Raw genomic sequence first — 13051 nt, 5'->3', positions numbered from 1 at the left:
GAGTGTGGGGGAAAAATTTCTTCCCCATCCTCCCGTACCTCCCACGCTTCCAATGCCCCATGCCCAATACCCTATTCCCTATTCCCTCTCAAACAAGCAATGAGTCATGTAGTCATTATCGGTTGTGGTGTAGTTGGGGCTGCGATCGCTTATGAACTCAGTCAAGTAAAAGGGCTAGAAATCACAGTTTTCGACCGACAACCACCAGCACAAGCTTCTACGGGTGCTGCACTTGGTGTTTTGATGGGCGCAATCAGTCAAAAAATCAAGGGCAAGGCTTGGCAAATGCGACAAACTAGCATCCAACGCTACGAAACTTTGATTCCAGAATTAGAAGCTTTAACAAATCGTAAAATTCCTTTTAACCGCCAAGGAATTCTCATGCTGTTGTCCGATCCTACTGAGGAAATTTCAGCATGGGAAAAGTTAGTAGAAACTCGCCACTCTCAAGGCTGGCAGTTAGAGATTTGGGATACTGCTAAACTCAAGAATATCTGTCCTCAGGTGGATTGCGAAAAAATTACTGGCGCTGTCTATTCTCCCCAAGACCGTCAACTCGATCCCACTGCGCTGACATTAGCTTTAGTTCAGGCTGCTCAGCATAATGGTGTAACTTTCAAATTTGGGGTCGCTGTTTTGGATACTCAAACCTCAATAGCTGAATCTTCGACCAAATTTTGCGATTGCCTTGAGACCACAGAAGGAAAAATAGCTGCTGATTGGTTTGTAGTCGCAGCAGGGCTAGGTTCAACAGCACTCACAGCAAAATTAAACCAGCCGATTGATATCCGCCCAGTCTTAGGACAGGCGTTACAAGTACGTGTAGGACATCCATTAGGTAATCCCGACTTCCAGCCAGCGATTACAGGTAATGATGTCCATATTGTTCCTGTGGGCGGTGGAGATTATTGGCTGGGTGCAACAGTGGAATTTCCCACTAACAGCGATGAGATACCGCCGAATCAACAACTGCTGGAATCTGTAAGAGAACAAGCGATCGCATTTTGCCCAGAATTGGCTACAGCAAGTATTCTGGGCACTTGGTCTGGGTTACGCCCTCGCCCTGAAGGACGCCCAGCCCCAGTCATTGGTAAGTTGCCAGGATTTAGTAACGTCCTGTTAGCTACGGGACACTATCGCAACGGTGTTTTACTAGCACCCGCCACAGCATATGCAATTCGTGAGATGATTATTCCTCAGGGAGTGGGGCATGGGGCATAGGGCATGGGGAGATGAGGGAGATTGGAAGGCAGGGGAGCAGGGAGCAGGGGAGAAGAGTTTTTCCCCTCTGCCCCCTTCCCCCTGCCTCTTCCCATACCCTATGCCCCATGCCCCATGCCCCATGCCAAATGAGCAATCTATAGGAAAATAGCGTGTCAATAACAGAACATAAAATAGCTGTAAATTCACTCGAATGGTTTTATCGTGAATCTTCACCAATCGGTAGAACTGACTTAGCGCCGGTATTGTTGCTACACGGCTTAGTTTCACAAAGTTATAGTTGGCGTCATATTATACCTGGTTTAGCTAATCAAGGTACAAGAGCGATCGCTCCAGATTGGATTGGCTATGGCTTTTCTGCAAAACCAGAAAAACGAGATTTTGCTTACACTCCTGATGCTTTTATCACAGCTTTAGAAGGATTTATCAAAGCACTAGAACTTGAACATTTTTCTTTAGTTATACAAGGCTTTTTAGGTTCTGTGGGACTACAATATGCTTTGCGTCACCCAGAAAAAATTGCCAATTTAGCTATCTTAAATACACCAATTTCAACGACTGCCAAATTACCCTGGAAAATTAAACAAATGGGTTTACCTTTGGCTGGTGAAGTCATGACCCAAGACCCGTTGTTAGTTGACCGGACACTAGAAGGTGGTAGCCGTTATCGCATTGAAGATCGTGATTTAGATGTCTATCGAAAACCATTTTTGACAACTTCTGCATCTGGTCGAAGTTTGTTAGCAAGTATCCGCAATTTACAACTTGATTCAGCAATGACAGAAATTGAATCTGGGTTTAAAGAATGGCAACAGCCAATTCTCATCCAATGGGGTACTATTGACCCTTGGCTATCTGTAGACATTGCAGAAAATTTTGCCAAATCCGTACCTAATGCAGAATTAATAAAACTTAATAACGTCGGACATTATCCCCAAGAACATTACCACGAGACTATTTTAGAAGACCTTTTACCCTTTTTGCGTCGGAAAGATGCTCATTGAGAATATACCTCAGGCAAAAATCGATAATATAAAAATGAATGTCAGAATTCAGAACTTAGAATTCAGAACTCAGAATTCAGAATCAATTAGTAGAGGATTCCAAGTGACCACTAATTGTTGTCGGCTAAATGGAAGATTGACTGGCAAAATTCAAATCTTCTTTCTTATTAAAACTCCATCCCTTTAAGGAGGAGTATTCTGAATTCTGGATTCTGAATTCTGAGTTCTGATTCGTTTTTTGACCACTAAAAATGCATCGTAACCACACTGATGGAGATTGGAATTCATGGCTTATTCATGGTTTAAAGCATTTCATATTGTTGGATTTGTAGTTTGGTTCGCCGGTTTGTTTTACCTGGTACGTCTTTTTATTTATCACGTTGAAGCTAACCAAGAACCTGAACCAGCGCGAACCATACTGAAAAATCAGTATCAAATTATGGAAAAGCGCCTCTACCATATCATCACTAACCCAGGAATGTTTGTGACGATCGCAATGGCTATCGGTTTAATAAGCACTGAACCAGAAGTGTTAAAAGAGGGTTGGTTGCATATAAAACTGCTGTTTGTGGCCATTCTAATAGGCTATCATCATTACTGCGCTCGTCTGATCAAGAAGCTAGCAGCAGATGAATGTGCCTGGAGTAGTCAGCAATTACGTGCGTTAAACGAAGCACCGACAGTTATGTTAGTAGCGATCGTGCTACTGGCTATATTTAAAAATAATTTACCCACAGATATGGCTGCCTGGGGCATTTTTGCGATGATTATTTTGATGGCAGTCACTATTCAACTTTATGCCAAAAAACGTAGGCAGGATAAAGAGAAGTTGACGGCGCAGATAGGACAAATTCCACAAGAACAAAGCTAGACAATATTGGCTGGAATATTTCAGATCGACCGAATTTTAGATTTTAAATTTGGGATTTTGGATTGAGGATTTAAAATCCCAAATTTAAAAATGTCTGAAAGCAATATGTTGCTTCATCCTAAAAACTACTTCAATAAATCATCCCCAGGAATGACTGTGGTGTAAAAGACGTAATTTTTATTAGCTAGATAGCGATGGTCTTGTTTAATTATCGCCATGAACTCCTTATGTCCCTCGCGCCTACGTCCTACTAAACAACCTGCACTAGCATTTTTAATGTCATTTACAGGGGCATCATAACCGTAGTGTTGATTTACTAAGAAAAGGCCTGTATCAAGTTTGTCGCCAACGCGTTGAAAATCTTTATTAAAATCTCGGTGAACGGTGATAGGTGCAACTTGGATTAATGCTTCGTGGGGTTCTGAATTTCCGTGTATGCCAACAGACCAAGCTTTATATTGCCCAAATTTAATTCTGGCTGCACCTCCAGGATTCATCGGGTTATAAGTATAGCGGCTACCTGGTTCTGTAGTAGCTTGCCAGTGATTTACAATTTTAGGAATGCCATCTACTACTTCAATCACAATGCGGCGATCGTTGAATTGATTCGGTGTATCTTTGTTCAAAGTCCAGTCTTCATTTACTCCTTCTAAATAAACAATGTTGTATTCTTTGGGATTAGTAGATATTTGATAATTTTTTGCCTGCATGTATTTGATAATCTTACTGGCAATATCATTACCAAGTTTTAATGGGGGTTTAGGAAGATCATCTGGTTTAGTTTCAATTAGTTCTTTGGCTGTAACTGCGCCTAAAAAATCAGTTTCTCCAGTCTTCATTAACTCTTGAAATTTTTTGAGGGCTGCGGCAGATACTGGCCCAAATTTATCGTCGGCTGGAGGGTCTAGTAAACCCAAGCCAATTAACAGAATTTGAATCTGACGAGCTAATTCTGGGTCTTTGGCGATCGCCTCGAATCCCCATTTCTCATTTTTTCCTAAGAAATCTTGTAGTTTCATAATGCACTTACCTTGATAAGCTTACTTCTAAGTATAAACATCATTTTAAGGATTGACCTTGTTTGAAACTATACTCTAAATTATTAATATACTGCCAAATTTTTTACAATTACTTTATGATTGAGCACACAAAAATTTACATAATTTTACTTAAATAAAAATTGTTTTTTCTTTAACTAAAATTAAATATTTATACTTAAATCAAGCTTGACTTAATAAAAAGTCATCATGATATGGAATCTTCGTTGGACTTGTTTAGTGGAGACGAGGTAAATGGTAGGGATTCAGAGGAAACAGAATAGTAAATTTTACTCAATCGATCAAAAAACTAGGGTTTAAGCTGTCGCGCCTACAAGTTGCACCATTTTTATTGTCAATAAAAGCTGGAAACCTTCTCCCTCCTCCCTGGCCCCTGCCCTGCGATCTCAATGTGCAAATTAAATACTTAACAGCTTAATTAATTTTCTACCCCTAGTTACATTCAAGAAATTTTCAGATGTATTATATCTAACTTATTGTTATTCGTTCTTTCAGGTACTCGGATGAAAAAATTGATTAAAGGCTTGCGCGAATTCAAAAGTAGTTACTTTTCTACTCATGAAGAACTGTTTGAACAACTTTCTCATGGTCAAAAGCCGAGGGTACTATTTATCACTTGTTCGGATTCGCGTATCGATCCAAACCTAATTACCCAAGCCGGATTAGGTGAATTGTTTGTTATCCGCAATGCAGGGAACATTATTCCACCATTTGGTGCGACTAATGGCGGTGAAGGGGCAACAATTGAATATGCTATTCAAGCATTAGATATTCAACAAATTATTGTCTGTGGTCACTCGCATTGTGGTGCGATGAAAGGCTTAATGAAGTTAGACAGCTTGCGGATAGAAATGCCCCTTGTACATGACTGGCTCAAGTATGCAGAGGCAACCCGACGATTGGTGAAAGACAATTATAGCCACTACGAAGGCGAAGATCTCTTAGAAATAATTATTGCTGAGAATGTACTCACCCAAATCGAAAATTTACGGACTTATCCGGTGATTCGCTCTAAGCTTCACCAAGGGCAACTCACTATTTATGCTTGGATTTATCAAATCGAGACAGGAGAAGTTTTGGCATACGACCCACAAAAGCACGCTTATGTCTTACCCCTACATCAGCTTCCCCCATCCGAGATAGATGAGACGTTATCTAGCCGACCTTTTACTAGGAATGGGGAAATACCTTTCACTAAAACTGAACAACAGGCGTTTCAATCTTTTCACAAACCGGCTATTTCTACAGATACAGGGTTTCCAATGACAGTGCTTTCTCCAGAGCAAATGGAGCGAATTTATCGAGGCTCGACAACAAAGTAAAAATATAAAGTATGGAAAATTCCTTTAAACGTTAAAAATATTACCAATTCTCTGACAGCTAATGGAACGTCTTGATAAATGGAGAGTGGAAAATTTGTGGTGAGAAAACAAAATGTGGTCATTGGGTGACGCGGTGAGGGAAATTATCTTTGCGTCACCGCGTCTTTGTTAATTTCAAACGAGCAATTTCAACTTAACAGACTATTACTTAATTTGCGGCTGGGCATCTTGTTCATCCCAACAGACTAAGGTAGGCGTGGGAGTAGTTTGAGTCTGGTAGGCGTTTTTAGTAGCAACCCAATTACTGGCAATTGGCATTCGCCAACCAGTTCCAAAGGCGCGGTCGGTGATTTTTAAGCCGGGAGGTGCTTGTCGGCGTTTAAATTCAGCACGCGCCACCATTTGAATTACTCGGTTGACAATTACGGAATCGTGACCAGCTGCGACAATTTGGGCTGCTGATTGGTGATTGTGAATCAGACGTTGTAAGATGTCATCCAAGATTTCGTAGGGCGGTAGAGAGTCTTGATCTACTTGACCTGGTTTGAGTTCGGCGCTTGGTGCTTTAGTCAAGACATTTTGGGGGATAATTTCGTTGTTGCGATTTAACCAGTGGCAAAGTGAATAAACGCGGGTTTTGGGAACATCTGCGATTACTGCTAAGCCGCCATTCATATCACCGTAGAGAGTACAGTAACCAACTGCCATTTCTGACTTGTTACCAGTAGATAAGAGAAGATAACCAAATTTGTTAGCGATCGCCATTAATAAATTACCCCGAATCCGGGATTGAATATTCTCTTCTGCTAATCCAAATTCTGTACCTGCAAATAAATTGGCTAAGGTGCGATCGAAGCCTTGCATTAACTGTTCTATTGGTAAAATATCAGTTTTAATTCCTAGATTTGTGGCTAATGCCAAAGCATCGCTAATAGAATGTTCCGAACTATAAGGCGAGGGCATGAGCACACCCAGCACATTTTCTTGACCAAGTGCAGCAGTGGCGATCGCTGCTACTAATGCTGAATCAATCCCGCCACTTAAGCCCAAAACTACTTTAGAAAAACGACACTTGCGGGCATAATCTCGTACTCCCAAAACCAAGGCTTGCCAGATTTCTTCGTCTTCTGAATTATATGCAGATGCCACTGAACTCAATTGTAAATCTCGCAGCACCTCATCAAATTCAACCGCCAATAAATCAGCTTCAAAACCACGGGCACGACAGATAATTTCACCTTGGCGATTCAAGGCAAAACTGCGACCATCAAAAATTAAATCATCATTTCCCCCAACCTGGTTAGCATAAATAATCGGTTGTTGAAAACGCACTGCACTATGCTGGAGCATGATTTCACGGAACTGTTGCTTGCTCGCAGTATAAGGAGAAGCAGACAAATTCACAATGAAATCTACACCTAGAATTGCTAAATCAGCAATGGGATTCACTGCATAAGTACGTTTGCCCCAGAATTCTTCATCATTCCATAAATCTTCACAAATCGTGACGCCAATATTGATATTATCTAAGGTAAAATAATTAGCTTGCAAACCTGGTTCAAAATAACGACGTTCATCAAATACATCGTAAGTAGGCAACAGTCGCTTGTGAAAAATCTGCTTGACTTGGCCATTTTCTAACAAAGCGATGCTATTAAATAAACTTTTACCGCCAGTAATATGTGCGTTGACATTTTGTTCAACGGTTCCTACTAACACAGCTAAATTTGCTGGTAAATCCTCGGCTAAGTTTTGTAAAGTTATATTCATAGCTTCCACAAAACTAGGATTTAATAATAAATCTCTTGGTGGATAGCCACATAAAGAAAGTTCTGGTGTTAGCAACAAACGCGCACCGCTAGATGCAGCGCGTTGTGCCGCTTCTAGGATTTTTTGGGCATTTCCTAGTAAGTCACCAATTGTCGGATTAATTTGAGCGATCGCTATTTTCATATTATTTATTAGTCATTGGGCATTGGTCATTTGTCATTTGTTTTTCTCCGCGTCCCTGGCTGGGTCTCCTTTATCATTAAATAAACACCAAAGGTTTATCTTTCAAGGGGGCAAAAGCTTCGGCGTCAAACTTATATAAACTAGCCGGACGACCAGCACCACGTGAGACTTTAATTCCAGTATCGGATAGAAAACCTAACTTGAGTAAACGCGCCCGAAAATTAGAATAATCTGAAAAATTATCACCTAAGACTGTGGTGTATAACTGATATAAATCATTTAAAGTGAACATTTCTGGTAAGACTTCAAAAGCCACTGGACTATACTCCAATTTATTTCGCAAGCGTCTATGTCCATATGTCAAAATTTCATTGTGATCGAAAGCTAATTGTGGAACTTGTTTAACTGGATACCAAGCTATTCCCGCGACGCGATCGGCAATTAATTCAGCTTCCTCAAATCGGACAAGGGCAAAGTAACTAACTGAGAGATAACGTACACCATAGCTATCGGTTGCTTCTCGCGGGTCACGATTCGGGCCTCCAAAGGTATAAAGTTGTTCCAAATAAAGGTTGTTGACCTTGATTTTCTCTGCCATAATGCGATAGGCAGCATCTTCTAAAGACTCTCCTGGACGCACCAAAGTACCGGGAAGACTCCAATGATTTAAAAATGGTTCTTGCTGCCGCATTACTAACAGAACTAACAGCCGATTTTGTGCAGTATCTACAGAAAAAATTACATTATCAACACCAACCTTGAAATCGGCCAAAGGTTGTTGATTTAGCGAAGTTGGAATCTTTTTTTGCTGGCGTCCTGGCATTCGTATAAATGCTCTCGATTAATATAAGCAACTACAGGGGGAGTCAAGGCTTGAGAATCTCCATGTTCGCGGTAGGCTGTTGAGGAAATATCTAGACCAGTTAGGCTAGCGATCGCCATCTTACCTCCCAGCTTTTGGACTACCTCCAAACTAGAATCATCTATCGTATATCCCGGTCGCGGCACAATCAATAGTTGCACTTCCTGTAACAAATCTTCAATGCGATACCAACGTGGTAGCTGAGTCAGTAAATCTGAACCAATTACTAATGTTAATTCAACGTTTTCACCCCAACGCAATTTTGCTTTTTCCACTGTTTCCAGTGTTCTCAAGCTACTCAATTGTTGTTCTAAAGCAATATTTTGCCGTGGTGCATCGATATCCGTAATCAACAATTGCAGCATTGCCGCCCGATGTTCTAAAGGCGCTTGATGGGACTTAAATGGATTATCTGCCGCCCAAACCGCCACCCAATCATAACGCTCAGACAACCAACTTAAAATTTCTTGATGTCCAGCAGTTGGTGGATCGGCACTAGTTCCAAACAAAGCAATTCTCATCATCTTACTTTGCGCCCTTTGAGTCCTTTGTGGTTCGTTTTTTAGTCTCTTCAGTCAACACCCGTAAACCCTCAGAAATTTCCACTTCTACGGCTACAGGACGATCCAACCGCCGTGTATGTTCTGGCAAACTGCCAACTGAGGCAGCAGTACGCTGACGAATTGTTTCCAATGTCTCTAGGGGTTGCACCCGTTTACCCTGCTGGACTACCAACTGCAATAATGGTTGTTCTTCCCAAGAACTTTCACCTAAAAGTCCCAACCTGTCTGCTTTTACCTTACCTCCTGTCAATGAGCGAAAAATCTGCTTGCGTCCTGGATAAGTTACCTTGCCACTCGACTCCTTCATGACTGGAATGCCATCAATGTCTACAAGTTTGTAAACTCCATTTATAGGAGAACCTGTAACTAATCGCGTCCCCAATCCGTAACCATCAATTTCAGCCCCAGCGGCTTTGAGTCTGGCAATTTCCCACTCGTCCAAGTCGCCACTAGCAAAAATTGGCACACCAGGAAGTAGCGATCGCACCTGTTTTGATAAGGTAACTAAATCTCCTGAGTCCAATCTCACCCCTGTTAATTCCATTTGCCCGGAATTGACTTTTGCAGCTAAGCCTTGGGCAGCAGCAATGGTATCGTAAGTGTCAATCAACAATGGCGCACCTGGAAAATATCGATGAAATGCACTAAAAGCTTGTTCTTCAGTGCCTTCTATTGCTGACAACGCCATCACCAGGGCGTGTGCCATAGTACCACTTGGTTTTTTTCCCAGTTGTAGCGCTGCTAACACATTGGAAGTAGAATCTAAACCACCTGCCAAGGCCGCCCGCGCCGCCCACAAAGATGCTTGGGGACTAAAGGCGCGTCTTGTGCCAAATTCCAAAAGTGTTGCTGACTCTCCAGCCACATCCCGCAACCGTGCTGCTTTTGTGGCAATCAAGGTCTGGTAATTAATAGTATTTAAAAGATAAGTTTCCACTAGTTGTGCTTGCCAAAGAGGTGCTTCCACCCTTAAAAGTGGCTGATTGGCAAACACAGCCGTACCTTCTGGTACTGCCCAAACATCACCCGTAAACTTGCCTTGGGCTAACAACGACCAAAAGCGATCGCTTGCCCCGGCAAAAATTCCCGTCGCCTGTAATGCCGCAATTTGCGATTGACTAAAGCGAAATTTTGCTAAATATTCCAACGCCTGCGCCAAACCCATTGCAATTAAATAACCAAAATTAGGAGGCAAGCGTCTGACAGACAACTCAAAACTTGCCCATCGTTGTTCTATACCTTCGCCTGTGTAACAAGCCGCCATCGTCAATTGGTAAAGATCGGTCAGCAAACTGTAATCATCCGCACACAGGTTTAGTTCCTGGTTTTGCTGGGTTTGCTGTTTATGTACATAGTCCAAATCTGGGAAAGTTGTCATGCCAGAGCTTCCTTATAAGAACGCTTCTTTTATTTATGGTAATATTTACCATAAATATTGTCAACTCCTAGCAAATACATTTCAGAGATTACCGGATAACGGTGGTTTTAGAGTCATATTAATACTTCCTTTACAAATTATTTAACATTTTTTAATAGTAATAACTATTAATAGTGTTAATTACCCCCTTCCATAATTTCTAGCTTCAAACCCAATCCCCAGTTCGTAGAAAAGCAAGCTTCTTTCCCCGACTGGGATTGAAGAAATAACTATGTTACAATTAGAATTAAAGAAAAAATTTTGACTTTTTGACAGTCTAAAGTATTGCAAACTTATCTGAATAAACATTGCATAGGTTCTCAATATATTGAGAGTTATAGCTACCTAACTAAATCAGGATTAGAGTATAGGTATCACAACTAAAGTGACTCAAAAATTAGGAGTCCAATAATATGACTATTTCCAATATTTCCCAAATGCTTGCTAATGTAACCCAGTATATTTCTGAAGCTGCAATGCGGATTTTTGGGCCTAATGATGATGCTTATCCTACTATTGGCGTACAACCTTTTACAGGTGAGCCTTACAAAAAAGGTACAGCCGACACTTGGTAGTTACTCATAAGTAGCTAGGCGTAAATAAATCAAAGTTTGTAGTCAGGACTTGAGTCTTGATGAGCTTGAATCAGCGATGAATCGCTTACTAGGAACTATGGTTTATTTGATATTTAATTACGCCTATCTATTTGTATCAAGTTCCTATGAATACTGAATAATAAAATCTAGTTTTTTAGCTGAATAGAGCATGAATTTGATGTCTCACCCGATAGACTAGCGTGAGATAAATGTTTGGACAAAAACGAAACGCCTCTTAACCAAAAGAGGGGCATTTTGTTTTTGTCATTTTTTGTGTTTGGTAGTCGGTCAATCAATTTTGAATCTGAGATTGACTGCACCCACTCTGAAGATACAGCTTGCACTTGAATTGTTGACGCTGCGTATGATATCTTTCTCACATCAGATAAGAATTTGAAATACCCGCAAAACTTGACTGGAAGAAGCATAGCGATTATTGAGCTTCCCACAAATCGATTAAAGCTATTAGCAACTATCGTCGATAAAATTTTAGCAGAAGTAGAGAGCATTTCGTTAGGAATGTATGTGTAAATCTCTCTTTAGCTACAGTTGCAACTCAAATCCGGGTAAGATATCTTCTCCAGAAAGAATCGCTGGTATTTGCATAACTTCTACAGCTTTTCCGATTCGGTAAATTTCCACATTTGCATCTTGAGGATTAATCAGCCATCCCAAACGCAAACCATTTTCAATGTATTCCTGCATTTTTTCTTGGATAGGTTTGAGTCGGTCTGTTTCAGAACGCAGTTCAATGGCAAAATCCGGTACAAGTGGCGGAAATTTTTTTCGCTGTTCTGCTGTTAAAGCTTCCCATCTGTCCAACTTGACCCAAGCTGCATCAGGGGAACGTTTTGCACCATTTGGTAGGATAAAAACAGTTGAAGAACTAAAAACTTTGCCTAATTTAGTTTGACGATTCCAATTATTCAAGTCTGTAATTAGGTCTGCTTCTTGATTTCCGCTTTCTCCTCCTACTGGTGGCACAATGATTAATTCTCCTGCTGCATTCATTTCCAGACTTAGATCGCGATTAGCAAGACACAATTGATAAAATTGCTCATCGCTTAAATTAGCGATCGCTTTTAGATTGAGGATAATAGTATTCATTGAACCTTTTCTCGTGTCTAACTCATATCTGGTTCACGCAAGCACCGAAACTACACGAAAACCGACATTGCCGTAACGATATGCGTGCATAAAACTATTGCGGTTGGCACTGCGGCAGTCGTCTGGATTGACGAACCAAGAACCACCGCGCATCAATTTATCATAGAACAAACGAGAGAATAAACCAGTGTTTAACCAAGCACTACCATTAGTGGGTGCGCCTTGGTAATTTTGATGCCAGTAATCTTGACACCACTCATAAACGTTGCCGTGCATATCATATAAACCAAAGGCGTTAGGTGGAAAACTACCTACTGGTGTTGTTCGCTGACGATATTTACTCTTTGGCGCAGAGGCGTATGTAGAATTTCCGTTATAGTTGACTAAATCAGTGGTAATTGTTTCACCAAAATAAAATGGTGTAGTAGTTCCAGCGCGACAGGCATACTCCCATTCTGCTTCGCTAGGTAAACGATAGGTTCGTCTGGTCTTTTGGCTTAACTTTTGACAGAATTCTACTGCATCATTCCAACTCACATTTTCCACAGGTAAATTTGCCCCATTGCTGTGGAAGTAGGAAGGGTTACTGCCCATAATTGCTTGATACTGCGCTTGGGTAATTTCATATTTACCCATAAAAAAGTGAGGAACTGTAACTTGATGCTGCGGCGCTTCATCATCGCGTCGTCCTGCTTCTGTTGGCGCCGAACCCATCATAAAAGTACCACCAGGGATGGATACCATTTCTAGAATTACCCCATTTCCTAAGTCTTCTACAAAGAAGTTTGCACTTTGGTGTTTCCGGCTAATTTCTATACCTTTTCCGTCTACTGTGACTACATCAAATTCAAAAGTTTGTAGAGATATAGTGTTTCCTGGAACTGTTGGTAATCGTTGTTGTGGAATCTCCAGAATTGTTGTTGCAACCTTGAGTTTGAGAGAATTTAAATCTTGCAAAACTTCTGCTGCTGACTGATATCTTTCTCTTGGCAAATGCTTAAGTAATTTATCGATAATTTGCCCTAAGTAAGTCGGCGCGAAAAAACTAAACTATGTAAAGATAAGTAAATACTGAGA

Annotated in this window: 11 protein-coding genes and 1 pseudogene; 5 read left to right on the top strand and 7 right to left on the bottom strand. The window is 40.9% G+C overall.

Features of this window, described 5'->3' with window-relative positions:
- The first annotated feature begins 99 nt into the window (after nt 1-99).
- The 3 genes from ACM0OY_RS25935 (at nt 100) to hemJ (ending at nt 3096) form a co-directional block, all read left to right on the top strand.
- Nucleotides 100-1221, top strand: a complete 1122-nt coding sequence (locus ACM0OY_RS25935) for an NAD(P)/FAD-dependent oxidoreductase (RefSeq protein WP_414571692.1) — start codon at nt 100-102, stop codon at nt 1219-1221.
- A gap of 152 nt (nt 1222-1373) precedes the next feature.
- On the top strand, nt 1374-2225 hold the full coding sequence (locus ACM0OY_RS25930) for an alpha/beta fold hydrolase (RefSeq protein ID WP_414571691.1): 852 nt from the start codon (nt 1374-1376) through the stop codon (nt 2223-2225).
- A 286-nt stretch (nt 2226-2511) separates the two neighbouring features.
- Entirely contained in the window at nt 2512-3096 is a 585-nt protein-coding gene (gene hemJ, locus ACM0OY_RS25925; RefSeq protein WP_414571690.1) for a protoporphyrinogen oxidase HemJ, read from the top strand.
- Nucleotides 3097-3221: 125 nt separating this feature from the next.
- Here hemJ and ACM0OY_RS25920 read toward each other — a convergent pair whose 3' ends face one another.
- The gene (locus tag ACM0OY_RS25920; RefSeq protein WP_414571689.1) at nt 3222-4115 is read right to left on the bottom strand and encodes a peptidoglycan-binding protein; all 894 of its coding nucleotides are present in this window, start codon (nt 4113-4115) and stop codon (nt 3222-3224) included.
- A gap of 542 nt (nt 4116-4657) precedes the next feature.
- On the opposite strand from ACM0OY_RS25920, the gene ACM0OY_RS25915 reads away from it, so the two are divergent.
- Nucleotides 4658-5476 carry a carbonic anhydrase gene (locus ACM0OY_RS25915; protein WP_414571688.1) on the top strand — a complete coding sequence of 273 codons (819 nt, stop codon included), beginning with the start codon at nt 4658-4660 and terminating at the stop codon, nt 5474-5476.
- Nucleotides 5477-5680: 204 nt separating this feature from the next.
- Here ACM0OY_RS25915 and ACM0OY_RS25910 read toward each other — a convergent pair whose 3' ends face one another.
- From ACM0OY_RS25910 to ACM0OY_RS25895, 4 genes are all read right to left on the bottom strand, one after another.
- Nucleotides 5681-7429 carry an NAD+ synthase gene (locus ACM0OY_RS25910; RefSeq protein ID WP_414571687.1) on the bottom strand — a complete coding sequence of 583 codons (1749 nt, stop codon included), beginning with the start codon at nt 7427-7429 and terminating at the stop codon, nt 5681-5683.
- Nucleotides 7430-7505: 76 nt separating this feature from the next.
- Nucleotides 7506-8252: an NUDIX hydrolase gene (locus ACM0OY_RS25905; protein ID WP_414571686.1), complete on the bottom strand. Its 747-nt coding sequence runs from the start codon at nt 8250-8252 to the stop codon at nt 7506-7508.
- A complete protein-coding gene (locus tag ACM0OY_RS25900) occupies nt 8213-8812 on the bottom strand; it encodes a nicotinate-nucleotide adenylyltransferase (protein WP_414571723.1) in 600 nt (199 codons plus the stop codon). Before ACM0OY_RS25900 ends, ACM0OY_RS25905 begins: the two co-directional genes overlap by 40 nt.
- Before the next feature lie 4 nt (nt 8813-8816).
- Nucleotides 8817-10232: a nicotinate phosphoribosyltransferase gene (locus ACM0OY_RS25895; RefSeq protein ID WP_414571685.1), complete on the bottom strand. Its 1416-nt coding sequence runs from the start codon at nt 10230-10232 to the stop codon at nt 8817-8819.
- Between the two features lie 452 nt (nt 10233-10684).
- On the opposite strand from ACM0OY_RS25895, the gene ACM0OY_RS25890 reads away from it, so the two are divergent.
- Nucleotides 10685-10846 carry a hypothetical protein gene (locus tag ACM0OY_RS25890; RefSeq protein WP_414571684.1) on the top strand — a complete coding sequence of 54 codons (162 nt, stop codon included), beginning with the start codon at nt 10685-10687 and terminating at the stop codon, nt 10844-10846.
- A gap of 564 nt (nt 10847-11410) precedes the next feature.
- Here the strand turns inward: ACM0OY_RS25890 and ACM0OY_RS25885 are convergent.
- Both ACM0OY_RS25885 and ACM0OY_RS25880 read right to left on the bottom strand, forming a co-directional pair.
- Complete coding sequence (locus ACM0OY_RS25885) at nt 11411-11974, bottom strand: Uma2 family endonuclease (RefSeq protein ID WP_414571683.1); 564 nt, start codon at nt 11972-11974, stop codon at nt 11411-11413.
- A 33-nt stretch (nt 11975-12007) separates the two neighbouring features.
- Nucleotides 12008-12994: pseudogene (locus tag ACM0OY_RS25880) on the bottom strand (SUMF1/EgtB/PvdO family nonheme iron enzyme); the annotation flags it as partial.
- Between the last annotated feature and the right edge of the window lie 57 nt (nt 12995-13051).

Origin of the sequence: Nostoc sp. CCY 9925 (assembly GCF_963920935.1) — a bacterium.
Lineage (GTDB): Bacteria > Cyanobacteriota > Cyanobacteriia > Cyanobacteriales > Nostocaceae > Nostoc.
This window is presented reverse-complemented; position numbering and strand designations above follow the sequence as displayed.